Annotated in this window: 25 protein-coding genes; 19 read left to right on the top strand and 6 right to left on the bottom strand. The window is 59.7% G+C overall.

Annotated elements, in window-relative coordinates; translation table 11 throughout:
* The first annotated feature begins 84 nt into the window (after positions 1-84).
* Entirely contained in the window at positions 85-552 is a 468-nt protein-coding gene (locus tag GGU46_RS06825) for a hypothetical protein (RefSeq protein WP_183402812.1), read from the top strand.
* 101 nt (positions 553-653) lie between these two features.
* Here GGU46_RS06825 and GGU46_RS06820 read toward each other — a convergent pair whose 3' ends face one another.
* Complete coding sequence (locus GGU46_RS06820) at positions 654-1385, bottom strand: hypothetical protein (RefSeq protein ID WP_183402811.1); 732 nt, start codon at positions 1383-1385, stop codon at positions 654-656.
* 116 nt (positions 1386-1501) lie between these two features.
* On the opposite strand from GGU46_RS06820, the gene GGU46_RS06815 reads away from it, so the two are divergent.
* Together GGU46_RS06815 and GGU46_RS06810 are read left to right on the top strand one after the other, a co-directional pair.
* Positions 1502-2014 carry a GNAT family N-acetyltransferase gene (locus GGU46_RS06815; protein ID WP_183402810.1) on the top strand — a complete coding sequence of 171 codons (513 nt, stop codon included), beginning with the start codon at positions 1502-1504 and terminating at the stop codon, positions 2012-2014.
* 83 nt (positions 2015-2097) lie between these two features.
* Complete coding sequence (locus GGU46_RS06810; protein ID WP_262890930.1) at positions 2098-2385, top strand: CDGSH iron-sulfur domain-containing protein; 288 nt, start codon at positions 2098-2100, stop codon at positions 2383-2385.
* Positions 2386-2457: 72 nt separating this feature from the next.
* Here GGU46_RS06810 and GGU46_RS06805 read toward each other — a convergent pair whose 3' ends face one another.
* Positions 2458-2709 carry an acyl-CoA-binding protein gene (locus tag GGU46_RS06805; protein WP_183402809.1) on the bottom strand — a complete coding sequence of 84 codons (252 nt, stop codon included), beginning with the start codon at positions 2707-2709 and terminating at the stop codon, positions 2458-2460.
* Between the two features lie 152 nt (positions 2710-2861).
* Here GGU46_RS06805 and GGU46_RS06800 point away from each other — a divergent pair, with 152 nt between their 5' ends.
* Complete coding sequence (locus tag GGU46_RS06800) at positions 2862-4160, top strand: amidohydrolase family protein (RefSeq protein WP_183402808.1); 1299 nt, start codon at positions 2862-2864, stop codon at positions 4158-4160.
* 98 nt (positions 4161-4258) lie between these two features.
* Positions 4259-4786, top strand: a complete 528-nt coding sequence (locus GGU46_RS06795; protein WP_183402807.1) for a CinA family protein — start codon at positions 4259-4261, stop codon at positions 4784-4786.
* 374 nt (positions 4787-5160) lie between these two features.
* Here the strand turns inward: GGU46_RS06795 and GGU46_RS06790 are convergent, their stop codons facing one another.
* Entirely contained in the window at positions 5161-6192 is a 1032-nt protein-coding gene (locus tag GGU46_RS06790) for a hypothetical protein (RefSeq protein WP_183402806.1), read from the bottom strand.
* 254 nt (positions 6193-6446) lie between these two features.
* Between GGU46_RS06790 and GGU46_RS06785 the strand changes: the two genes are divergently transcribed.
* From GGU46_RS06785 to GGU46_RS06775, 3 genes are all read left to right on the top strand, one after another.
* Positions 6447-7688: a zinc dependent phospholipase C family protein gene (locus GGU46_RS06785; protein WP_183402805.1), complete on the top strand. Its 1242-nt coding sequence runs from the start codon at positions 6447-6449 to the stop codon at positions 7686-7688.
* A 356-nt stretch (positions 7689-8044) separates the two neighbouring features.
* Positions 8045-8950, top strand: coding sequence for a manganese catalase family protein (locus GGU46_RS06780; RefSeq protein WP_183402804.1), 906 nt, complete (start codon positions 8045-8047; stop codon positions 8948-8950).
* Between the two features lie 159 nt (positions 8951-9109).
* Entirely contained in the window at positions 9110-9865 is a 756-nt protein-coding gene (locus tag GGU46_RS06775; RefSeq protein WP_183402803.1) for a peptidylprolyl isomerase, read from the top strand.
* Positions 9866-9915: 50 nt separating this feature from the next.
* On the opposite strand, the gene GGU46_RS06770 is transcribed toward GGU46_RS06775, so the two are convergent.
* Together GGU46_RS06770 and GGU46_RS06765 are read right to left on the bottom strand one after the other, a co-directional pair.
* The gene (locus tag GGU46_RS06770; RefSeq protein ID WP_183402802.1) at positions 9916-10275 is read right to left on the bottom strand and encodes a hypothetical protein; all 360 of its coding nucleotides are present in this window, start codon (positions 10273-10275) and stop codon (positions 9916-9918) included.
* Positions 10276-10361: 86 nt separating this feature from the next.
* Complete coding sequence (locus GGU46_RS06765; protein ID WP_183402801.1) at positions 10362-12473, bottom strand: M13 family metallopeptidase; 2112 nt, start codon at positions 12471-12473, stop codon at positions 10362-10364.
* A 330-nt stretch (positions 12474-12803) separates the two neighbouring features.
* Here GGU46_RS06765 and xseA point away from each other — a divergent pair, with 330 nt between their 5' ends.
* From xseA to GGU46_RS06725, 8 genes are all read left to right on the top strand, one after another.
* On the top strand, positions 12804-14297 hold the full coding sequence (gene xseA / locus GGU46_RS06760; RefSeq protein WP_183402800.1) for an exodeoxyribonuclease VII large subunit: 1494 nt from the start codon (positions 12804-12806) through the stop codon (positions 14295-14297).
* A gap of 11 nt (positions 14298-14308) precedes the next feature.
* On the top strand, positions 14309-14527 hold the full coding sequence (gene xseB / locus GGU46_RS06755) for an exodeoxyribonuclease VII small subunit (protein ID WP_183402799.1): 219 nt from the start codon (positions 14309-14311) through the stop codon (positions 14525-14527).
* A 98-nt stretch (positions 14528-14625) separates the two neighbouring features.
* A complete protein-coding gene (locus tag GGU46_RS06750) occupies positions 14626-15012 on the top strand; it encodes a hypothetical protein (RefSeq protein WP_183402798.1) in 387 nt (128 codons plus the stop codon).
* A 9-nt stretch (positions 15013-15021) separates the two neighbouring features.
* Positions 15022-15687, top strand: coding sequence for a hypothetical protein (locus tag GGU46_RS06745; RefSeq protein WP_183402797.1), 666 nt, complete (start codon positions 15022-15024; stop codon positions 15685-15687).
* Between the two features lie 106 nt (positions 15688-15793).
* The gene (locus tag GGU46_RS06740; protein ID WP_183402796.1) at positions 15794-16177 is read left to right on the top strand and encodes a hypothetical protein; all 384 of its coding nucleotides are present in this window, start codon (positions 15794-15796) and stop codon (positions 16175-16177) included.
* Between the two features lie 62 nt (positions 16178-16239).
* Positions 16240-16959, top strand: a complete 720-nt coding sequence (locus GGU46_RS06735) for a hypothetical protein (protein ID WP_183402795.1) — start codon at positions 16240-16242, stop codon at positions 16957-16959.
* A gap of 43 nt (positions 16960-17002) precedes the next feature.
* Positions 17003-17815: a sensor histidine kinase gene (locus GGU46_RS06730; protein WP_183402794.1), complete on the top strand. Its 813-nt coding sequence runs from the start codon at positions 17003-17005 to the stop codon at positions 17813-17815.
* The gene (locus GGU46_RS06725) at positions 17812-18237 is read left to right on the top strand and encodes a response regulator (protein ID WP_183402793.1); all 426 of its coding nucleotides are present in this window, start codon (positions 17812-17814) and stop codon (positions 18235-18237) included. Before GGU46_RS06730 ends, GGU46_RS06725 begins: the two co-directional genes overlap by 4 nt.
* Positions 18238-18312: 75 nt before the next feature.
* On the opposite strand, the gene GGU46_RS06720 is transcribed toward GGU46_RS06725, so the two are convergent.
* A complete protein-coding gene (locus tag GGU46_RS06720) occupies positions 18313-18669 on the bottom strand; it encodes an MGMT family protein (RefSeq protein ID WP_183402792.1) in 357 nt (118 codons plus the stop codon).
* 287 nt (positions 18670-18956) lie between these two features.
* On the opposite strand from GGU46_RS06720, the gene GGU46_RS06715 reads away from it, so the two are divergent.
* From GGU46_RS06715 to GGU46_RS06705, 3 genes are read left to right on the top strand one after another with little or no spacing between them, the layout of a single operon-like run.
* A complete protein-coding gene (locus GGU46_RS06715; RefSeq protein WP_183402791.1) occupies positions 18957-20132 on the top strand; it encodes an efflux RND transporter periplasmic adaptor subunit in 1176 nt (391 codons plus the stop codon).
* A 31-nt stretch (positions 20133-20163) separates the two neighbouring features.
* Positions 20164-20514, top strand: coding sequence for a four helix bundle protein (locus GGU46_RS06710; protein ID WP_183402790.1), 351 nt, complete (start codon positions 20164-20166; stop codon positions 20512-20514).
* Between the two features lie 47 nt (positions 20515-20561).
* Positions 20562-23642, top strand: coding sequence for an efflux RND transporter permease subunit (locus GGU46_RS06705; protein ID WP_183402789.1), 3081 nt, complete (start codon positions 20562-20564; stop codon positions 23640-23642).
* Positions 23643-23681: the final 39 nt, after the last annotated feature.

Below are 23681 nucleotides of genomic sequence, written 5' to 3'. Positions count from 1 at the left end.
ATGGATGAGCTCAGATCCGAATCAATCTTGTTTTCAGTATATTCCGTGGATTCGTGCTGATCTTCCTCGCGTCCTACCCTCCCCATGGACTCCCTACCCCTTGAATTGCTTGGTACCCTGCCTGATGCGCACGGCAACCTGTTGCTTGAGTTGCTGCACTCGCCCACGCACCGGGTGCTGTACGTACGGTGGTTTGGCAACCTGACGGGCCAGGAGGTATCGTACGCCTCGCAGGAAGTAGCGCGCATACTGGCCGAGCTGCGCTACCCCCTGCTGCTCAACGACAAGAGTAACGCCACCGGCGACTGGAGTGAGGCCATGGACTGGGTAGAGTACGAGGTGCTGCCGCAGGTAATGGACTCGGGCCTGCGGGCCATTGCCTACGTCTTCTCGCCCGATATGCACAACCAGCTTATCAGTCTGCGCTTTTTTGAGCGGGTCAGGCAGTATATCCCCATTCAGATGTTCTATGATCTGCCCTCGGCCTGGCAGTGGCTGCGCCGCTACCACCTGCCGCCCAACCCTGCTGCCCTGGAGCCAGACCCGGCCTGATGGGCCGCGAGCATACGAGAGCAGCAAAAAAGCCGTGCCGCCTTTAATCAGGCGGCACGGCTTTTTTTAAGGGGCCGGAAGGCTGGCTGGCTGGGGCGCTTTTATTCCCGAATTACGTCTTTCACGTCGCGGGCTTTTTCCAGGGTCCGGAATTCGCCCTGCAGGCTCCGGATGCGCAGGCGCTCCTCCAGGGGCAGCTGCTCCCGTACCTGCTCGTAGCGGGCGTTCAGGCGGCTAAGCACGGCACTGGCGGCGCTCCACTCGGCCTGGGTCCAGTTCTTGCGGTCGGTGCGCATGGTTTCAATGAGGCGGAAGTACAGGTCGGGCAGCTCCGTGGGCCGGGCCCGGCTGATGTTCACGTCTTCGCCCAGCAGGCGGCGCTGGGCCTGGTCGGCGGTGGCCGGGCGGCTGGCGGCGGCATCCAGGCTATCCTGGCGGGTAGCCCATTTTTTATAGCGGCCCTTCTGGATGGTGTACTCGTGCTTGCCTTCCACCGTTAGGCTGTCCACGGCCTTATCGATGCGGCGGCTCTGGCGGTCAAACTCCTCCGTGAGGCGGGGCAGCTCGCGGCGGGCCGTGGTGGCGGCCTGGTCCACCTTTTCGTTTACCCAGTCGCTGAACACGCGCAGGTCGCGCTCCACGCCGGCCGTAGTGGAGCTGGCCGAGGGGGCTTTGGTGGTTGTTTTGGGGGTAGCCTTGGGGGTTTGCTGAGCCACGGCGGCCGGGGCTGCCAGCAGGCCCGAGCCCGTAAGCAGGGCCAGCGAAAACAGGAAAGGTTTCATAAGCAGGTGGGTGTCGTAGTCGGAGGAAGGAATGGTGATGAGGTAAAACACGAAAACGGCCCCGGAGCCAAACTCGTGTAGCGGAGGCAGGCAATTTCCGGCCCAAAACGAGTGAAACCGGGCTTGGGGTTCGGTTTTGCGCTGAATAATGCCGTTTTTTGCCTGCTATGTCAGTCTCTGCCGCCGCTCCCCTTCGTATTCAGCCCGCCACCCTCACCGATATTCCTACCATCATCGGGCTGGCGGAAGCCACCTGGGAGCCCACGTACCGCTTCATTATTTCGCGGGAGCAGATTGACTACATGTACCGGGTTATTTACACGCCGGCCTCGCTGGAGCGGCAAATGACCGAGCAGGGCCACACGTTTCTGCTGGTGTACGTAGAGGGTGAGCCCCGGGGCTACGCCTCTTTTGCGGCCCAACCTACCGCGGGCCTCTACAAGCTGCACAAGATTTATGTGCTACCCTCGGCCCAGGGCCAAGGCCTGGGCCAGCACCTGATTGGGGCCGTGGAGGCGGCCGTGCGCGCGGCCGGGGGCCACGCCCTGGAGCTGAACGTAAACCGCCACAACCCCGCCCTGGCCTTCTATGAGCGGCAGGGCTTCCAGCTGCACCGCGAAGAAGATATTGCCATCGGCCCCTACTGGATGAACGACTACGTACTGCGCAAGGAGCTGTAGCCCCGGCTGCCGCCAAGCCGTACGCTGCCCGCTCATTCACCACCTGTCACCATTCCTCCCCGTCACCTCATCACCTTCACCATATGGCCACCAAACTTACCGTGCTCAGCAACGGCTCTCTACGGGTAGAGGGCACCGATTTCGAACTAGTAGATGCCCAGGGCCAGCCCTACGGCCTGGGTGGGCGCGAGCGAATCAGCATCTGCCGCTGCGGACTTTCCAAGAACAAGCCCTTCTGCGACGGCTCGCATAAAGGCCACTTCGAGCATAACGCCGTAGCCTTCGACCTGCCGACGCCCGGCGGCGCGCCCGCCGCGCCGGCTCCGGCCGCCCCTACCCCACCCGATGCCGGCAACCAGCCCCTGGCCTAGCACAGATCAGTACAACCGAAAAGCCCGCTGCCAGAACCTGGCAGCGGGCTTTTCGGTTGTACAGGGCGGTTTTTAGAACAGGGAGTTCACGAAATCAACGTACTCCTGGCGGGCTTCGTCCTGGGATTTGCCGCGCAGGTTAGCCCAGGCGTCGTACTTGGCAATGCCCTTGAAGTCGAAGCCACCGGGCCGGTCGCCGGTTACGTCGCCTTCGCTGGCCTGCTTGAACAGGGCGTACAGTTTCAGGAGGGTAGAGTTATCGGGCTTGCTGGGGAGTTGCTGCACGCGCTGCTGCGCGGCCTCAAAATCGGCGGTAGTGGCCATACAAGGAAAGTGTGAAGTAGTGGAAAGAGGGGGTTAGTGCTCTGCCGTAGCAGAACCGGTGGCAAAAGATACGGATTGCGGTGGAGTTAGGCTGCATGCAGCGTTTTTCCGTGTTGTATCTTCCCCCCACTACTTCACCTCATTCCTCCCCTATGCTACCAAAACTACTCGCTGGCCTGACGCTGGGTAGCGCCCTGCTGCTGGCCCCCGCCGCCTGGGCCCAGAAAACCTACCTGCACTGCGGCCGCCTGCTGGACATGCGCCAGGACCGCGCCCAAACCGAAGTGACCGTAATAATTGAAAAAGGCCGCATAGTGGCCGTGGAGCGCGGCTATACTACCCCGGCCGCCAGCCAGGATAAGGTAGTGGACCTGAAAAACCGCACCGTGCTGCCCGGCCTCATCGACTGCCACGTGCACCTGGAGGGCGAAACCAGCAAAGACAACTACCTGAAGGAGTTCACCCAGAACCCCGCCGACGTGGCCTTCAGCTCCCTGGAGTATGCGCGCAAAACCCTGCAGGCCGGCTTCACCACCGTCCGCGACCTGGGCGGCTCGGGCGTAAACCTGGCCCTGCGCAACGCCATCAACCGAGGGCAGGTAGTGGGCCCCCGCATCTTTACGGCGGGCAAAGCCATTTCGGGCACCGGCGGCCACATGGACCCCACCAACGGCTACCGCCTGGACCTGATGGGCATGCCCGGCCCGGCCGACGGGGTAGCCAACGGCCCCGACCAGGGCCGGCAGGCCGTGCGCGAGCAATACAAGCGCGGCGCCGACCTGATCAAAATTGCCAGCACCGGCGGCGTGCTCAGCGTGGCCAAAGACGGCTCGGCGCCGCAGTTTACCGAGGAGGAAATCCGGGCGGTGGTGCAAACCGCCCGCGACCTGGGCCTGAACGTGGCCTGCCACGCCCACGGCGCCGAGGGTATGAAGCGGGCCATCCGGGCGGGCGTGACCAGCATTGAGCACGGCACCCTAATGGACGACGAAACCATTCAGCTCATGAAAAAATACGGCACCTGGTACGTGCCCACCATCACGGCCGGCAAATCCGTAGCCGATTCGGCGGCCAAAAACCCTACCTACTACCCCCCGCTGGTGACGCCCAAGGCCCTGGCTATTGGCCCGAAGCTGCAGGGCACGTTCGGGCGGGCGTACAAGGCCGGGGTGAAAATTGCGTTTGGCACCGATGCCTCGGTGTTCCGGCACGGCGTGAATGCCTTTGAGTTCCGCTACATGGTAGAAGCCGGTATGCCGCCCCTGCAGGCCCTGCGGGCTGCTACCGTAAACGCGGCCGAGCTACTGGGCCAGACGCCGAACCTGGGCACCGTGGAACCCGGCAAGCTGGCCGACCTGGTAGCCGTGGAGGGCGACCCGGTGCAGGACATCAATGTGATGCAGCGCGTACGCTTCGTGATGAAGCAGGGGGTAGTGTACCGGCAGGAGTAGGCGGGCAGGCTGCCTCAACCGGGCAAATTGCCAACCTCGGCTATAACATTTGGGCGGCGTATTGGCGTAAAGCCGGTACGCCGCTTTTTTATTTTCTGATGAAGCCCAACGACCTGAACATCCTCGCGCAGAAGTTTCTGCAGTATAAACTAACCCTGGCCTTTGCCGAAAGCTGCACGGCCGGCTTGCTCGCCTCTGAATTTGTGAAAGCCTTTGGCAGCAGCGAGGTGCTGCTGGGTTCCGTGGTGACCTACCACCCCATTGCCAAGCAACGCCTGCTGGGCGTGAAAAAGGAAACCCTGGCCCTGTACACCGCCGAAAGCCAGCAGGTAACCAACGAAATGGTGATGGGCCTGCACAAGCACCTGCCCACCGCCGACATCTGCGTGGCCGTGACGGGCCTGTGCGGGGGCGGCGCTTCCGAGTCGGAGGAGAAGCCGGTGGGCACCATGTACTTCACCGTGCTGCACCAAAACCGGGCCTACGAGCTGCGGGAGGAGTTTACCGGCAACTGTGATAAAGTGCGCCAGTTAGCCGTTGACTATATTTTCAACTACCTCAACAACCTGCTCGATGAGTACGCCCAGCAGCACGCCGGTTCGGCCGTTGAGGAGAAAATGAAGTGATTTTGGGGGGAGAGGTGAATGGTGATGAGGTGAGGGGGTGACGGGGCATACTGGCGGCAGACTTCTGGCCGGAGGCCAGGCGTCTGCCCGCCGGCCAATGGGGCAAGTCTCCCGACTTGCGGCCGCCGCAGGCGGCCACCCCGCGTCTGCTCCATTCGCGCCGCGTGGAGCCACCCACTCCTCGCTCTGCCGGAACTGTTCAATCCATCTGCTTCTGGCCTTCAGCCAACATCTACTACCCCTCTTGCGCACTCAAACGGCCCAGACGCGAGGTGGCCGCCTGCGGCGGCCGCAAGTCGGGAGACTTGCCCCATTGGCCGGCGGGCAGACGCCTGGCCTCCGGCCAGAAGTCTGCCGCCAGTCCTGTCACCTCCTCACCTCTTCCCCCGGCCCAGCGTCAGCAGCAGATTCAGGCGCACTACGTCGCCCATAGAGCGGCAGGCGGTGAACTGCTCGGTGCGGTGGTGCTGGTTGAGTTGGGCTTTGAGCTGCCGGACTTTTTCCGGGGGCGATACTTCGTCCTGACGCAGGCAGTCGATGAGGTCCTTGAGGCGGTAGCGCTCCGAGCGGGCCCGGCGGGCCATTAGGGTGCGTTCCTCGGTTTGGTACTGCCGGATGGTTTCGGGTTCCAGCAGTTGGCTGCAGAGTAGCACTACGGCGCGGTTATCCTTGAAAAACTGGGGCAGATACATGTTTTTCTTGCCCTCGTAGCACTGCTGATCGAAGTCGATGGCGCGCACCCGGTACTGCTCGTCCTCGAAGTCGGGCGTTACGTCGATGACGTAGTTGTAGGCGCGCATGTCGCCGAGCAGGCGGGCAAAGCACCGCTCGTTAAACTTCACGAACTCCTTGGCAATGCGCACCTGGTTGAGGTGAGGCCGCTGCAGATGCAGGCGAATGAAGTCGTCGCCGGGAATGCCGGCAATGTGCTCCTCAATCAGGGTATCCTCGTGCACCAGGTAGTTTATGCTGTTGGGCGAGAGCAGGTGTTCCAGCTCCAGGCCATACACCCGCGAGGCGTCGGCCCGCTTCACGTAAAAGTAGTCGTAGTTGTCGTTGAGTTGATTGACGATGCGCACCCGAAACGGGTTGGAGTTGCCGAAGCGGCAGTAGTCGATGCGGTCGGCAATGAGGTGGTCGGTAAAGGAAAGGTCGCCGGCGGTTTTCAGCAGGGCGTACACCTGGGCCAGCCCCTCGCTCAGCTCGCGCAGGGCCTGGGGCTCGTAGAAAACGGTTTCCCAGAGCGTGTCGCGGCCGTTGCGGTCCAGGAGCGGAAAGGCCCCGCTGATGCGCGTGAGTTCCAGGTAGGTCACTGGCAGCGGGGTTTCCCGGTCGTAGTCGCGCAGGTAGTGGCGCAGCTTTTCCTGAATGGGGTAGGTGATTTTCTTTTTGGAAATAAGCGTCACGGGGTGGGTGGTTAAGGCGAAGCGGCGGATAGTAGCCTACGTACGGGCCGGGCGGGAAAGATGCAGGCATTTTTGCCGCCCGGCCCGTACGTAGTGCCTTTATCTGGTTTGGAAGCGTAACAGGGGGTAGTACAGCCAGCAGTTTACGGGCTGCCGGCCCCTGACCGCCGGGGTACATCTTGCCGGCAAAAGGCAGCACATCAAGTGCTTCGGTTGTACCTTTGCCCTGCTTTTCCTGTTGTCGTGCCGCTCCTATGAGAAAACTTCTGCTCACTCTTTTTGTCGTGCTACTTTGCCCGGTATGGTCGCCGGGCTGGGGCGTTTTTGGTCACCGTACCATCGCCCAGATTTCGGTGTATGCCCTGCCCTCCGCCATGCGCGGCTTCTACTACCGCCACCTGCCCCAGCTGATCCGGCTGAGCACTGCCGCCGATGAGCGCAGCAGCCAGGACCCGCTGGAAGCCAGCAAGCACTTCATCTACATGGATCACTACGGCGACGACCCGTTCGGCCTGATGCCCAAAGCCTGGGACAAGGCCGTGGCCAAGTACACCGCCGATACCCTGCGCAAATACGGCACCCTGCCCTGGGCCGTGCTGGAAACCAAAACCAAGCTCACGGAAGCCTTCCGCCAGCGCGATACGGCCGCCATTGTGACGCTTTCCGCCGACCTGGGCCACTACATAGCCGATGCCTACGTGCCCCTGAACACAACCGTGAACTACAACGGCCAGAAAACCAAGCAGGAAGGCATCCGGGCTCTGTGGGACAGCAAGCTACCCGAGCGCCATATTGCCAAGTACAAACTCGACAGCGAATCGGCGGACTACTCCAAGGACCCTCTGAAGGATATCTGGCAGACTGTACAGGACTCGTATGGCTTCCTGGGCGATACCTTCGATAAAGAAGAGGAGATAACCCGCAAGTACACCCCGGAAACCAAGTATGTGTTCAGCCACAAATACGGCAAAACCCGGCGCTCCTATTCCGATGCCTTCGCCGACTCTTACCACGAGAAGGTGGGTGGGCAGGTAGCCTACCGCCTGAAGCTGGCCCCTACCCTGGTGGCCTCCATGTGGCTGACGGCTTGGAAGGATGCCGGCAGCCCTAACCTGGAGGCCCTGCTCAAAAAAGCACCCACCAAAGAAGAAAAGGAAAAACTGGCCCAGGAGCTGAAAACCTGGAAAGACAACGGTTTGGTGGACGGACAGCTGCTGCTGGCGTTGCAGAAATACAAAGAAGCCGAGCGCCCCGACCTCATTAACGCCGCCAAAGATATGCAGCCCCTACCCGCCGATGCCGAAGCCACGCCGGTGGTAGCAGCCCCCGTTCCGGGCGCTCCGGCCCCGCCCGTCGGCACTACCACGGTTAAGGTGAAGAGCAAGCCCGCCGCCAGGCCGGCTCAAAAGCAGAAAACCAAATCGGAGCAACCCGCCAAACCGAAGAAGAAACCGGCTTCGGATGGGTGGGACACTCCTGCCGGCTCGGGCTGGTAGGCAGCTCCTCAGTGGAAAGAACAATAAAGGGCGGCGTTGGCAACCAGGCTGACGCCGCCCTTTCCTTGTGCGCGCCTCTGTTTCTTTCTCAAACGTAACGCGCTTTCAACCAAGCTGTTACCCCAGCAGCTACCACGTTTCGGAGCTTTGCCATGCAACGTGAGCCGGGGTTGCCTTCATCTGAGTTTTCTGCTAAAAATCACCATTATTATTTTCACAAAGCCATAAATATCAATCAGATACGCCTGAACAACATTAGGGCATTGGGCTAACCTACCGGGTAACCACCCGTTAAGTATAGCGTTCCGCTATAGGGGAACAGTAGCACTCGTTCTTCACCTCAAACCCAAGTTGCTATGATTCTGCGCTATGACCGGCTGGCCGTTGAGCTGCCCAAACCCAAAAATCCCTCTCCCAACGACGCAGCCGCTATTCAGGAGCTGCTGGGCGGTAAGTACGGGGAAATGTCCACCCTGATGAACTACACGTTTCAGTCGTTCAACTTCCGGGGGCGGAACCGGTTGCGGCCGTTCTATGACCTGACGTGCAGCATTGCCGCCGAAGAATATAGCCACATCGAGGCTCTTTCTTACGCCATTAATCTGTTGCTGACCGGCCAGACCGTGCGGGGCAAAGACCCCGTGCCCGCGCCGCTCGCCGACGCCAAGGATGCGCGCAACAGCTACCATTTCCTGACCAGCGCTCAATCGGCGCTACCGGTGGATTCGATGGGCAACCCCTGGACCGGCCAGAATGTACACGCCAGCGGCAACCTGAAGCTGGATTTACTGCACAACTTCTTCCTGGAGTGCGGGGCCCGCGCTAACAAAATGCGGGTGTACGAAATGGTTTCGGACCCCTGCGCCCGCGCGGTGGTAGGCTATCTGCTCGTGCGCGGCGGGGTGCACGTAGTAGCCTATGCCAAGGCCCTGGAGAAGCTGACGGGCGTAGAAGTCAGCAAGCTGGTGCCGGTGCCGGAACTAAGCAACGACGCCTTCCCCGAAGCCAAGAAGCTGCAGGATCAGCAGAAGCTGCACCTGAAGCTCTATACCTTCAGCCCCGACGACTACAAGACGGCGGGCGTTATCTGGGACGGCAAGCACCCGGAGGACGGGCAGCCGCTGGAGCTGGTTCAGGGCGGCTTTGAGGGAGTTCCCTACCCCGTGCTGGAGGAGGAACCTCAACTGAACTCGCCCGGCGCCGACGATTACGACCCGCAGATGTTCGCGGATATTGCCAAGAAAATGGGCATCAAGCTGTAAGCACGTCCTTCAGCGCACAAGCGGCTACCCCTGCCAGGCGGGGGTAGCCGCTTGTGCGTTACAGCCGGCTGTCGTCCCTTGCCAGATAAGCCTTGTTTCTCACCCGACTGACGCGCGGTTCGTATCATTGCACACCGCCACTTGCGCCGCCCACCACGTATGCTTCAGTCCTTTCTCCGCTCCCGCCGCTCTGCCGGGCTGCTCGCCTTGGTTCTGCTGGCTGCCGCCTGCAACCGTACCCAACCCGAAGCCGCCGCGCCCCCTACTCCCGCCCCGGTCAGCGTACCCGGCCCCGACCTGATGAGCCTGGCCGACTCCAATGCGGCCGCCCTGCTCCTGCCCTATGGCCGCCAGTATCCTGGCCGCGAAGTGCTGCTGCAAACCCGCCACGGCAACATGCGCATCCGCCTCTACGAAGACACCCCTTTGCACACGGCTAACTTCCTGCTGCTCGCGCGCAAAGGCTACTTCGACCAGACCGTGTTTAACCGGGTAGTAAAGGGCTTTGCTATTCAGGGCGGTACCTCCGACCGCCTCACCATGCGCCTGAGCCGCTACCGCCTGCCTCCCGAAATCAGGGCCGGGCACTTCCACAAGCGCGGCGCCGTGGGCATGGCCCGCTACGACGACGAGCAGAACCCCGGTAAGCTGTCTTCCAGCCACGATTTTTACATTGTGCAAGGCCAGAAGCTAACGGCCTACCAGGCTCAGTCCAGCACCAACCGAAAACTGACGCCGGCTCAGTTCCGCACCTACGCTACCCAGGGCGGCATCCCCAGCCTCGATGGCGAGTACACCGTGTTCGGGGAAGTGGTAGAAGGCCTCGACGTTATCGATAAGATTGCCGCCGAGCCCGTAGGCACCGACAACTGGCCTCACCAGGACGTTCATATTAAGATGAAAGTCATACAATGACCTTCGCCCTACCCCTGCCGGAAGCCCCAAGCCCCGGCCTTCAGCTGGTGTTACCGGCGTACCTCTACCAGGCGGCTGTGCAGCACGTCGCCAGGCTGCTCCTGCAGTAGCTCCCGGGCTTCGGCGCGCGTATAGGGGAGGCTCTTGTCCTGGGCAAACATATCGGGCAGGGCGGCATCAGCCGTGGCAGCATCGGTCCGGGCCGGGTGCAGGTACACGCTGTCCGGCGTAACGCGGTAGAGCTGATAGAAGAAATACCGCGTTTCTGTTCCGCCCTGGGGCTGAAACTGCACCACGTACACGTCGCCCTGCTGCGGGTTTTGCATCTTCTCCTCCAGTGAAGGCTGGCAGCCAGTAAGCAGAACGGCGCCCAGCAGCCACGCACTGCACGCCCGAATAACTTGTTGCATACGGCAAGGTAGCGTAACCCCCGCACAAAAAAGCGGCCCGCACCTGGTGCGGGCCGCTTTGGCAAACTAAAGGGTATTCTGAAATACTACCACACTTTGGCACGCTCCGTCTGGGCACGTACCATTTTCGCGTCCTCTTTGCAGCCGAAGGCCTCGTAGAACTGGGGCATGTTCATGAGCGGGCCGCTGGTGCGGAACTGGGCCGGGGAGTGGGGGTCCGTCATGACCTGCTGGCGCAGGTACTCAGGGCGGGCATTGGTACGCCAGATCTGGGCCCAGGCCAGGAAGAAGCGCTGCTCGGGCGTGAAGCCGTCGTACTTGGGCGCGTTGCCGTTGGGATACTGCTTCCTGATTTGCTTCTGCAGGGCCGTGTAGGCAATGTTCAGGCCGCCCAGGTCAGCCAGGTTTTCGCCCATGGTCAGCTTGCCGTTCACGAACACGGAGTCCAGCGGCGAGAAGGCCGAGTACTGCTTGCCCACCATGTCGGCGCGCTGCTCAAACTTGGCGGCGTCCTCCTTGGTCCACCAGTCGCGCAGGTTGCCCTCGGAGTCGTACTGCCGGCCCTGGTCGTCGAAGCCGTGCGTGATTTCGTGGCCGATAACGGCACCCATGCCGCCGTAGTTTACCGCGTCATCGGCTTTGGGGTCGAAGAACGGGGGCTGCATGATGCCGGCCGGGAACACAATTTCGTTCATCGGCGGGTTGTAGTAGGCATTCACCGTGGGGGGCGTCATGCCCCACTCCTTGCGGTCAATGGGCTTGCCAAACTTGCTGAGGTTGTCCATGGAAGCCCACTGCCGGGCGGCCAGCACGTTTTTCAGGTACGACTCGCGCGAAACATTCAGGGCCGAGTAGTCCTTCCACTGGTCGGGGTAGCCGATTTTTACGGTGAAGGCATTCAGCTTCTTGAGGGCTTCCTGCTTGGTAGCGGTGCTCATCCAGTCCAGCTGCTGAATGTGCTCGGCCATGGCCTCGCGGATGTTGGCCACCATTTCCATGGCCTTCTGCTTGGTTTCCGGCGTGAAGGCCTTGTCCACGTAGAGCTGGCCGAAGGCTTCGCCCAGGGCGCGGTCGGTGGCGGCGTTCATGCGCTTCCAGCGGGGCTGCTGTTTCTTGGCCCCCGTGAGCACCTGCGAGAACCGGAACGACTCATCCCCAAAGGCCTTCGGCAGGGCCGAGGTCAGGGAAGTCGTCAGGTGCCAGCGCAGGTAGGTTTTGATGTCAGAGAGGGGCTCTTGCTTAAGCATGGCGCTTTCCTCCTTGAAGAACTCCGGCTGCCCCACAATCACAGTTTTCACCGCGCCCAGCTTCATGGCCTGCAAGGCCTGCGGCAGGGCCAGGTTCGGGAACTGCTGGTTGAACTCGGCCACCGTCATCTTGTTGTAGTTGGCCTGCGGGTCGCGCAGGGCTACGCGGGTGCGGCTGGCTTTGGCCAGGCGGGTTTCAATGCGCATCACGGCGGCGGCATTCTTCGCGGCCGTGGCCTCGTTGTCGCCCAACAGTTTGAAGGTGTTGGTGAGGTAGGTGGTGTAGGCCGCGCGCAGCCCTTTCGAGCGGGCGTCATCCTTCAGGTAGTAGTCCCGGTCGGGCAGGCTGAGGCCGCCCTGATAGAGCTGGAAAGCGTATTCCGTGCTTTTTTTCTCGTCCTGGCCTACGCCGGCGCTGTAGAACGCGCCGGTGCTGTACAATTGCTGACGCACGATTTCGTTCTGCACGCCTTTCAGGTCCTTGATGGCGTTGATGCGCGCCAACTCGGGCTGCAGGTACTTCAGGCCGGCCTGCTCAATGGCCATCGAGTCCATGGCCGTGGCATAGTAGTCGCCTACTTTCTGGGCGTTGGAGCCTTTAGCGGCCGAGGTGTTGGCAGCTGCTTCCTGCAGAATCTGCCGCATGAGGGCGTTGTTCTTGTCGGCCAGCTCATTGAAGGAGCCCCAGCGCACTTCAGCAGCCGGAATTGGGTTGTTTTTCAGCCAGTTGCCAGAAGCGTACTGAAAGAAATTGTCGCAGGGGTTAACCGAGTTATCAATGTTGGCCACGTTCAGGCCCACTCCCTGGGGGTTGGTGGCCGGAGCGGGGGTAGCGGGAGCCGTGGTGGTAGCGGCCGCCGTGGGTGCGGCGGTTTTGCTGGAGGCGCAACCAGCCAGCGACAGGCCAGCCATTGCCACCGCCGCCAACTTCAGGCTATTGCGGTTTTTCATGAAAACAGAAAAATAGAAAGGTGGAACCAGGGGTATGTAAAGGCAAGGTAAAATAATTTCCGGCCGCAGCCACCGGCGTTGGCTAAGTGAGATGGTGAGCTGGTGAACGGGGGAGTTGGCCGTTCAGCTCCCCAGAGCGGGCAGCCTGGCGGAACCGAGGTCCACCGTTCGGCGGTTTAAGTGGCTCCGCCGGACTTGACTGACGCAAGGGGGGTAGGTGCGGGTTGCCGCTGGTTGCCGCCCTACCCCCCTTGCGTCAGCCAAACAGCAAACTCACCATTTCACCAGCTCACCATTTCACCACTTCCCGCTGCGTAACTTGCGCCTCTGATGCCCCTGTATAACCGCCGCCCCGAGCCGGGGCTTTCTTCGGCCCAATCACCGTCGTCGTTGCCGCCCGCGGCCCTGCCGCTGAGCGAGCTGCTGGCCCGGGTGCGCCAAACGCTGAGCGAGCGGTTCGTGGACTCCTACTGGGTAGTGGCCGAAATTGCTGACCTCACCCTGCCGCGCTTCGATGGGGCGCATTGCTACCTCACCCTCACCGACCAACATACCACCGCCCGCGGGGCCCAGCTGAAAGCCCAGGCCCGCGCTACCATCTGGAGCCAGCGCTACCAGCAGTTGAGCGCTGTGTTTGAGGAGCAAACCGGCCTGACGCTGCGCATTGGCCTGAAGGTGATGCTGCGGGTGCAGGTGAAGTTTCACGAGCAGTTCGGCCTCAGCCTCGATGTATTGGCCCTTGACCCCACCTACACCGTCGGCGACCTGGCCCGGCTGCGCCTGGAAACCCTGCGGAAGCTGCAAGATCAGGACTTGCTGGAGCGGCAGAAGCGCCTGACTTTGCCCATTGGGGTGCAGCGGGTGGCCGTTATTTCGTCGCCGACGGCGGCGGGCTGGCAGGACTTTGTGCAGCAGCTGCAGGAAGCGCCCTACGATTTCTCCCTCACGCTTTTTCCCGCTCTCATGCAGGGCGACGATTCGCCGGCCAGCATCCGGGCGGCTCTGGATGCCATCCGCCGCCGCCGCGACGAGTATGATGCCGTGGTCATTATCCGGGGCGGGGGCTCCAAAACTGATTTGCTGGCCTTCGACGATTTTGGTTTGGCCGCCGCTATTGGCGCTTTCCCGCTGCCCGTACTCACCGGCATTGGCCACGAGCGGGACGAGGCCGTGGTGGACCTGACCGCCCATACGGCCCTGAAAACGCCGACAGCAGTAGCCGCCTTCCTCATTGAGCGCCTGGCCCGCCTGGAAGCGGCGCTGGAAGGTTACGGCCTGCGCATTCGGGAGCTGGCCCAGGAACGCGTGCAGGCCGAAGGCACCCGCCTTAACCGCCTGCTGCGCCACGCCCACCTGGCAGCCCAGAACCAGCTCCAGGACCAGCGCGATGCCCTGCACCAGCGCATCCGGCAGGCCGCCGCTACCCCCCGCGCCCAGCTGCGGCAGCAGGAGCTTCAGTTAGTCCGCCGCCGCCATCAGCTGCACCGGGCGGCCCGCACGAGCCTGCGACACCACGAGCAGGGCCTGCGCCAGCGGGGCCGTATGCTGGCCCGGCACTTCCGCCGCCTGCACCGCCGCCGCTGCGAGCAGCTGCTGCGCCGGCAGCACCAGCTGCAGCTGGCCGCTACCCGCCTGCTGCACCGCGCCGAGCTGCGCCTGGCCCAGCTCAACGCGCAACCCACCGGCGGCACTATCCGGCTCCTGACGCCCAAAGGCCAGCCCTTCACGGGCCCGTTGCGGGCGGGGCAGCAGGTGCTTTTGCGCCTCCCCGACGGGGTAGTACCGGCCCGCATAGGGGGGCAGCTCCCCCTTCTTCTTTCTTAGTACTTTCCGCCATGTCGCCCCAAAACCTTACCTACCGTCAAGCCATCGAAGAACTGGAAACCATTCTGCGCGCCCTGGAAACCGACGCCGTAGATGTGGATGACCTCACTACCCGGGTGCAGCGCTCCGCCGAGCTGATCCGCCTCTGCAAGCAAAAGCTGCGCTCCGCTGAGTCGGCCATTGATCAGGTGTTCGAAAATCTGGAGGAAGAAGACGAAGCAGGACAATAAGCCAGGTAACGGGCAGGCAAGCTGTCATTTGCACTGCATACCTAATACGGTATATTTGAACGCTACAATTTGCTCCCTATTCCTGCTGCTTCTCCCTAATGCCCACACCTAACGATTTTTCTCAGGAGCCCTTCAGCCTTGATCAGGCCAGCGACTGGACCCGCCGCTACCGCGAACAACACACAGATGGCGTTAAGGGCCATTGCTTTTCCCGGGCTACGCTGGAGGCCATTTTAGCGCAGCCTGGTTGCACGGGCGTGCGGGCCTATTACGGCCGCGATGCTGAAAACCAGCGGCGACTGGTGCTCGTCGGGACCGATGCGCAGGATAACGACATGCTTCCTACCGCATCTTTGCCGCAGGCCACCAGCCTGCTGACCGAGAGCAGCGCCTTGGCTACCACCGCCGCCACCGACGACACTATCATCGGCCCTGGTAAAGCATGCCCACCTGCCTGTAGCATGCAGAATATACTGAACAGTTAACGACTACTCATGGCTGTTTCGCCTTGGGTAATTCAACTCGCGGACTGGTCGGAGCCGGTGGCGTACTGGAGCCTGGTATTTCCGTTGCTTATGGCTGGGCGCCGCTGGGGCTCTCTGTCTTCGTCTCTGCGCATACTGGCATACCTGGCAGCTTACATGCTGGTAGTGTACTTACTGATGCGAGTAGCTGCGCGCGTGTGGCATAACAACATTATCCTTGCCCACTGCGCCAGTGTAGGCGAAACGATACTGTACCTGTTCGCTTTCCGTGCCGCTCTCAGGCGGCTGCCGCGCTACTGGTTTGCGCCTACCTTAGTCGCGTTTCTAGCTTTTGCCTGCCTGGATTCCTGGGTGCTGGAAGGCTTCACGCGGCTCAATAGCTATACCTTGTCTTTGGAGGGTTTCCTGGGTATCCTGCTGGGCCTGCTCTACTTTGAGCAGGAGCTGCATCAAGCTCCTGCCTCCTCCGTACCTATGCTGGCCCGGCCGCTGGTGGTCGCCTGCATGGGCATAGTGCTTTATTTGGCCGGCACTATTATGGTGTACAGCCTCAGCAACCACTTTATAGCAACGAATGACGCGGCTGGCACTGCCCTCCTTTATTCGGTGAATAGCATAATGCTCTGCGTGCTGAGCGGCAGCTTGTTCTATGCTTTTTATTTGACGAAGCCCTGAACTCTACCTCGGCCTTTGTAGCTTACGGCCCAGCCTCTGCTACCATGCAAAGCATCACTTCTCAGGAGATTCTTGCTTGCCTTCTCTTCTTACTTTCTATTGTCGCATGAGCACTCCCTTCACTGCCGAAGCCGGCAAGTTCTTCCCCAACATCCAAGAGGCCGCCGACTGGACCAAAACCTACCGCAAAGAGCATCCGCAGTTAGCAGATGATGGTACCGTAAAGAAAGTGCTGTACGCGACTTACTTCGACAACGACTTTCTTCAGAAGTTTATGGAGCAGCCACGTTGCGTGGGGCTGCGCTTCTATCAGGCAGTCGATGCCAATAAGGAGCGCCATATAATTGTGGTAGGTGTAGATAGCGACGGCAACGACATCTTGAAAGTGAAGGATAACAACGGGCAGCTAACCGGCGAGGACGGCCTGGTAGGCAATTGGGGCCACCGCTGCCCCGACCACTGTAGCACGGGTGAGCTTGCTGGCAACTAATCCTAGCGTCTGACGGCTTACTATCCTCGGCAGGGGTAGTAAGCCGTTTATCTGATACTCAGATGTTTCAGCTAATCCTGATCAGCGAGCTGTTTTTTATACTTCCGCTGGCCGTAGGGCTTAACCGGATAGGCAGTATGCCCAAAGCATTCCGCCTGACTTACTCGTTTATTCTGGCTATAGCGGCTACATGGGTTTTGGGCATGATTGGCGAAAAAGTAGCTCGAAATAATTTATTCATTTTCCACTATTACTCACTCTTTGAATTTACTTTTTACCTTTTGGCTTTTCAACAACTGCAGCTGTTTAAGAAGCTGTATTTTTATGTATTAGGGGGCGTCTTTAGCTTAGTATTCTTACTGGATGCACTTTTTCTAGGCGGAATTACCAAGGATATAAATCTATATTCCAATACCTTTGGCAATATTATTTTGTTAGCTCTTTCTTTATTTTCATTATATAAAATCAGCGAAAACATATCCTCTCCGCTGCAAAGCAAAGCTACTTTTTGGTTTTCCATTGCTGTACTTTTCTATACTAGCAGCAGCACTCTTTTATACATTACGGTAGCCTTATTCCCTTCCAATGACGATGATTTATTTGCTTACTTCCCTTTCATAAATTTCATTTATATGGGCTTGCTGACGCGCATGTATCTGTGTTTTGCGCTCAGTATATCTCCACGCCAGGCGTTGCCCCGCTGGCTCAGGTTTCGTATTGGCTGGCGGCCGCCCACGGAGCCGCCACACTACCGGGTGCTCCCACCCCACCTAGTCAGGTAAAACCCCGTATCTTGGTCAGGCAAAGCCGGTTTCTATCTTTTCCATGCCCGACGCGCTTATCCCTTTAGTTCTCGTAACGCCCATCCTGCTGCTGCTGGCGCTGGGCATTGTGGGCTTTGTGGTGCGCTACCAGCGGCGGCTGATTCAGCAGCAACTAGAGATGCAGGAACTGCACGAAGCCGCCCAGCAACAGGCCCTGGAAGCCGCTCTGCTGGCGCAGGAAGAAGAGCGCCGCCGCATTGCCGGCGACCTGCACGATGGGGTGGGTACCACCCTGGCCATTGTCAAGCTCCACCTCAATACCCTGGATCAGCCGGAGTTAACCCAGGAGGCTTCCTCGCTGCTGGATCAGGCCATTAACGAGGTGCGCCGCATTTCCCGCAATCTGCTGCCCGCCGCTCTCCAGAAGTTCGGGCTGCCCTTTGCCCTGGAGGCCCTGGCCCGTACGGTCCCGGCTGATGGCCCTACCCGGGTTGAAGTAGAGCAGCGAGGCGAGCCGCGCCGCCTCGATCCTAAGTACGAGCTGATTGTGTACCGGGTGGTGCAGGAGCTGCTGGGGAACGGCCTGCGCCACGCCTACGCGGCCCACATCCATATTGTCGTGGAATTCGGGACTGACCAACTTTCCTTGCAGTATTCCGATGACGGCGTGGGCTTTGACCCTACCCTACCCGATCAGCCCCCGGCGCCCGGAACCCGTACCGGCCTGGGATTAACCAACTTACGCAGCCGAGTTGGCGTACTACGCGGAACGCTGCGCCACGAATCGGCGCCGGGCGAAGGAACCCGCGTTTGGATTTCCTTACCCGTTCCGTACCTTTCTACAATTCTACCTGCTCCCTCTTCCGTCCTATGAGTTCTACCACCATTCGCCTAGCCGTAGTTGATGATCATATCCTGTTTCGTAAGGGGTTGCGGGCACTCATCAGCGGCTTTCCCGGCATGGAAGTGCTGTTTGAAGCCGGCGACGGTCAGGAACTTCTGGAACGGCTGGACCAGGGCGTCATCCCCGATGTAATCCTCATGGACCTGCAGATGCCGGTGCTCGATGGTCTGCAGACGGTGCGCCTGCTGCGGGCCCAGTACCCGCAGGTGCGCTCCATTATTATTTCCATGCACGATGAGCCGGAGCTGATTGACTCGCTACGGGCCGAAGGTGCGCACGGCTACCTGCTCAAAAACGCCAGCCCGGAGGAAGTGCGCGGGGCCATTCACAGCGTCATTGATAACCGCCCTAACTCCGATAGCTCCCGATTTTTGCTGACTACTACGTTCTAGCAGCTTGCCTCTTGGGTTGCCACTGAGGCAGCTTTTTCCCTGTTTCCAGGTGTAGCCACCGGGGAACAGGGCTTTTTATTCCAGTTCTGCGGCGGGGTCCCAGAACAGGCGCCTGAACTCAACTACCTCGTCCTGCTCTACCCGAATGCCTTCCGCTTCCAGGGCTTCCTGCATGGCCGTGGGCGAGGCAAAGTGCTGGCGGCCCGTGAGTAGTCCGTTGCGGTTTACTACCCGGTGGGCCGGCACGTAGGCGTCGGCGGTATGGGCGGCCATCATGGCCCAGCCCACCATGCGGGCTCCGTGCCGGGCCCCCAGGTAGTGGGCAATTGCCCCGTAGGTAGTGACGCGGCCAGTGGGCACGAGGCGTACAACTTCGTGTACTTCCTGGAAAAAATTTCGCTGCTTTTCGGTGGGGTTGCGGGGTAAGGACATGGAAGGCGGTGAATGTTGCGGCTGGGTTCTTCTGGTTTCCTCTGGTTTACGGCAAATAAATCACTGGGCGGCACAAGCTGCCAAGGGCACACTGCAGAAAAGAGCAATAGTACTCTACTACTCCCACAGCGGCGGCAGTTAAGCAACCCGCACCTATTTTTTGTGTCTTACCCCCGTTATCCGACTCCCCTCCTCCCATCCAACTTAATCCTGGCGGTTAGCGTTGTGACGGTTGCACCCACAGCCGCACGCCGCGTTGGGTAGGGCATCACACTCGTAGTAGCTACATGCAAACGCAGCAAGAAACTGAACAAGAAGTAACCGATAACCGCTCCGGCGGCGCGGGTCGGCGCATCATCTGGATGCTGGTGGCCCTGGCCGTGGTAGGCGCTTTGGCCTTTATCAAGATAAAATACTTCCCTTCTCAAGGAGCCGAAGGCAAAGGCGGTGGCGGCAAAGGGGCCGCTGGTGGCGGTGGTGGCAAGGGAGCCCCCGGAGGGGCTGGCGGCAAAGGCGGAGCCGGCGGCCAGAAGCTACCCGTGCAGGTGTACGTAGTAAAAGCCACCAACCTGGCCGACGAAGTAGCTGCTACCGGCTCTATTCTGGCCGAGGAATCGGTGGTGCTGAAAAGCGAAATTTCAGGGAAGATTACCAGCCTCAACATCCGGGAGGGGCAGCCGGTGCGCAAAGGGCAGTTGCTGCTGACTATTAACGCCGACGAAATTCAGGCTCAGCTGCGCAAGCAGGAATACAACATCAAGCTTTTCCGCGACCAGGAGCGGCGCCAGCGCACCCTGCTCGATAAGGAATACATCAGCGCCCAGGAATACGAGCAGGCCAACAACCAGCTGCTCACGGCCCAGGCCGATTTGCAGGCCCTGCGTGCATCTCTGACCAAAGCCTACATCAGGGCACCTTTTGATGGCGTGCTGGGGCTAAGCACCATCACGGTGGGCACTTACGTGAGTCCGGGAGCTGAAATAACGACTCTCTCGCGGGTGAAGCCAGTGAAAATCAACTTTACCGTGCCCAGTCGCTTCTCGAATTTAGTGCGCACCGGCGACCCGATTACCATCACCGACGAGGCTTCGAATAAGAAGTATGAAGCCAAGGTATATGCTCTAGATCCGCAGATTGACCCCGTGAGCCGCACCCAAACCGTGCGCGCCCGCTACGCCAACAGCAACAATGAGCTGCGCCCCGGCGCCTTCGTGAAAGTAAACCTGCAGCTGGGCCAAACCTCAGAAGCCCTGCAGGTACCCACCGAGGCCGTAATTCCCGAAGCCGCCGGCTACAGCGTGTACACGGTGCAAGGCGGCAAAATGGTCCCGAAGAAGGTGAAGATTGGCGTGCGCTCCGCCCGCCTGATTCAAATTACCGAAGGCATAGCCGTTGGCGACTCAGTAATCCGCACAGGCATTCTGCAGGTTAAACCCGGTGACGCGGTAGTAATTAAGAATTAGCAATTAAGAATTAAGAATTGCGAGGTGGCTAATGAAAGAAGATAATATTATCCTTCAGAAGAGCTATGCATTTGCTGTGCGTATTGTACGACTCAGCCAATTCCTCGTCACGGAGAAGCACGCGTATCAGTTGGCCGATCAGATTCGCCGGAGCGGTACCTCCGTTGGTGCAAATGTGGAAGAAGCTATAGGAGGACAATCCCGGCGGGATTTCGTTGCTAAATGTAGCATTGCTTATAAAGAGGCCCGCGAAACGCATTATTGGCTCAGGCTGTTGCGCGATACCGGCTACCTGGAATATAATCTGGCTGAGTCTCTGCTGGGAGACTGCGAGGAACTACGAAAAATCTTAACTGCTATTCTTAAATCAGCTAAATCCTAACCACTCAATTCTTAATTATTCATTCTTAATTCTTAATTAACGAGGTCATGAGTCTTTCCTCCACTAGTATAAACCGGCCGGTGCTCGCCATTGTGATGAGCCTGGTCATCGTGATTTTCGGGGTGATTGGGTTTCGCTACCTCAGCGTGCGAGAATACCCGAGCGTTGACCCACCCATCATTACCGTGTCGGCCTCCTACACCGGTGCCTCCGCCGACGTAATGCAGGGCCAGGTGACCGAACCCTTGGAAGAAGCCCTCAACGGTATTCAGGGCATCAAGAACCTGACCTCCAACTCCCGCGACGGCCGCACCCAGATTACGGTAGAGTTTGACCTCGACGCCGACCTGGAAACGGCTGCCAACGACGTGCGCGACAAAGTATCGGGGGCCCAGGGCCGCCTACCCCGCGACATCGACCCACCCGTGGTGAGCAAGGCCAACGCCGACTCCCAACCCATTGTGATGACTTACCTCAGCTCCAGCCAGCGCAACCTGCTGGAACTGACCGACTACGCCAACAACACCCTGAAAGAGCGCCTCCAGACGATTCCGGGCGTTTCGGAAGTACGGGTGTACGGGGAGCGCAAGTATTCCATGCGCCTGTGGCTGGACCCCGTGAAGCTCTCAGCCCTGGGCGTGAGCCCTGTGGATGTGCAACAGGCTCTCACCCGCGAAAATGTGGAGCTACCCAGTGGCTCGGTGCAGGGCGAAGCTACCCAGCTGACCCTGCGTACCATGGGCCGCCTGTCATCGGTTGAGGACTTCAACAACCTGATTATCCGCCAGGATGAATCTTCCCTGGTGCGCCTTTCCGACATCGGTTACGCCGAGCTCTACCCCGAAAACGACCAAACCATTTTCAAGGTGAACGGGGTACCTATGGTAGGCCTGGCTGTTATTCCGCAGCCCGGCTCCAACCAGATTGACATTGCCGACGAGTTCAACCAGCGCATTGCCCTCTACGGCAAAGACCTCCCCAAGGACCTGGTACTAAAGCCTGGCTTTGATAACTCGGTGTTTATCCGCAAGTCCATTAATGAGGTAGAGCACACCATTATTGAGGCTTTCGTGCTGGTAGTGATTATCATTTTCCTCTTTCTGCGCGACTGGCGCTCCACCATTATCCCGGTGGTAGCCATTCCGGTATCACTGGTAGGTATCTTCTTCGTGATGTACCTGATGAATTTCTCCATCAATGTGCTCACGCTGCTGGCCGTGGTATTGGCTATTGGTCTGGTAGTGGACGACGCCATTGTGGTACTGGAGAATATCTACTCCCGCATTGAGGAAGGCGAAGACCCTAAAACGGCCGCTATCAAAGGTTCTGAGGAGATTCTGATGGCTGTTGTCAGTACCACCATTGTACTGGCGGCCGTGTTCCTGCCCGTAGTGTTCCTGACGGGTATTACTGGCCGCCTGTTCCGGGAATTCGGTATTGTGGTGGCCGGGTCCGTCCTGATTTCGGCCTTTGTATCCCTTACCCTGACGCCGATGATGTGCTCGGTGCTGCTCAAGCGCCAGGAAACGCACAACTGGTTTTACCGCAAAACCGAGCCTTTCTTCGAAAAGATGATTGGCGGCTATCAGAGCAGCCTGGAAAGCTTTCTGCGCAACCGCTGGATGGCCTGGCTGATGGTAGTGGGCACGGGCGTGAGCATCTGGTTTTTCATGAAAACCCTTCCCTCGGAGCTGGCTCCTATTGAAGACCGAAGCCGGGTGAACATCAATGCCACTGGTCCGGAGGGTGCTTCTTTCGAGTTTATGGACGCCTACATGGCCCAGCTCACCAAGCTGGCGATGGATACTACCGGCGAGCAAAACCTGAGCAGCGTGTTTGCCGTGACCTCGCCCGGTTTTGGCGGCGGCTCCAACTCCGGCACAGCCCGCGTACTCCTGCTCGATGCCGATGACCGCAAACAAACCCAGCAGCAGCTTTCCGACAAGCTCAGCGCCGGCGTGAAAAAACTGACCGCCGCCCGCACCTCCGTATCGCAGGACCAGAGTATTGGCGGGGGCGGGGGCGGCCTACCCGTGCAGTTCGTTATCCAGACCCAGGATTTCGACAAGCTCCGCGCTGCGGTGCCCAAGTTCCTAGATGCCGCCCGCCAGGACCCTACCTTTCAGTTTGTGGACGTAAATCTGAAATTCAACAAGCCCGAGCTGCGGGTGAATATTGATCGGGAGAAAGCCCAGAGCCTGGGCGTATCGGTGCAGAGCATCTCGCAAACGCTGCAGTCGGGCCTGAGCGGACAGCGCTACGGCTACTTTATCCGGGAAGGCAAGCAGTACCAGATTATCGGGCAGGTAGCGCGCGAGGATCGCAGCCAGCCCCTGGATGTTCGTCTGCTGTCGGTGAAAAATGCGAACGGGGAGTTGATTCAGCTTGACAACGTGATTCGGCTGGAAGAAAGCAGCACCCCGCCTCAGCTCTACCGCTTCAACCGCTACAATTCGGCTACCTTCTCGGCCTCTCTGGCCCCGGGCCGCACCCTCGGCGATGGTATTGCCGCTATGCAGGCCGTTGCCGATAAAAACCTCGACGAAACCTTCTCCACTGAACTCGCCGGCGCTTCCCGCGACTTCCAGGAAAGCTCCTCTTCGCTGGTGTTTGCTTTTGGCCTGGCCCTGGTGCTGATTTATCTGGTGCTGGCCGCCCAGTTCGAGAGCTTCCGCGACCCGATTATTATTATGGTGACGGTGCCACTGGCGTTGTCGGGCGCGTTGCTCAGCCTGTGGTACTTCAACCAGACGCTCAACCTGTTCTCCCAGATTGGCATTATTATGCTGGTGGGCCTGGTGACCAAAAACGGTATTCTGATTGTAGAATTTGCCAACCAGCAGGTAGAGAACGGCAAGGACTACATGACCGGCCTGATTGAAGGCGCTACGGCCCGTTTCCGCCCCATCCTGATGACGTCGCTGTGCGCCATCCTGGGTATCTTGCCCATTGCGGTAGCTACCGGTGCCGGTGCCCTGAGCCGCCGGGCCATGGGCATTGGGGTAGTGGGGGGCCTGTTTTTTGCCACGGCGCTTACTCTGTACGTAGTGCCTGTGATGTACTCCTACTTCGCGACGGCCAAAAAGCACAAACAGCCCGAGGCCGAGCAGAAGGCCGTGGCTGCCTAACTGTGCCGTATTCTTTTGTCATTCAACCGCCCTGTTTTC

The organism is Hymenobacter latericoloratus, assembly GCF_014199535.1.
Lineage (GTDB): Bacteria > Bacteroidota > Bacteroidia > Cytophagales > Hymenobacteraceae > Hymenobacter > Hymenobacter latericoloratus.
Note: the sequence above shows the minus strand (reverse complement) of the source record. Positions and strands in the feature narration are given on the sequence as shown.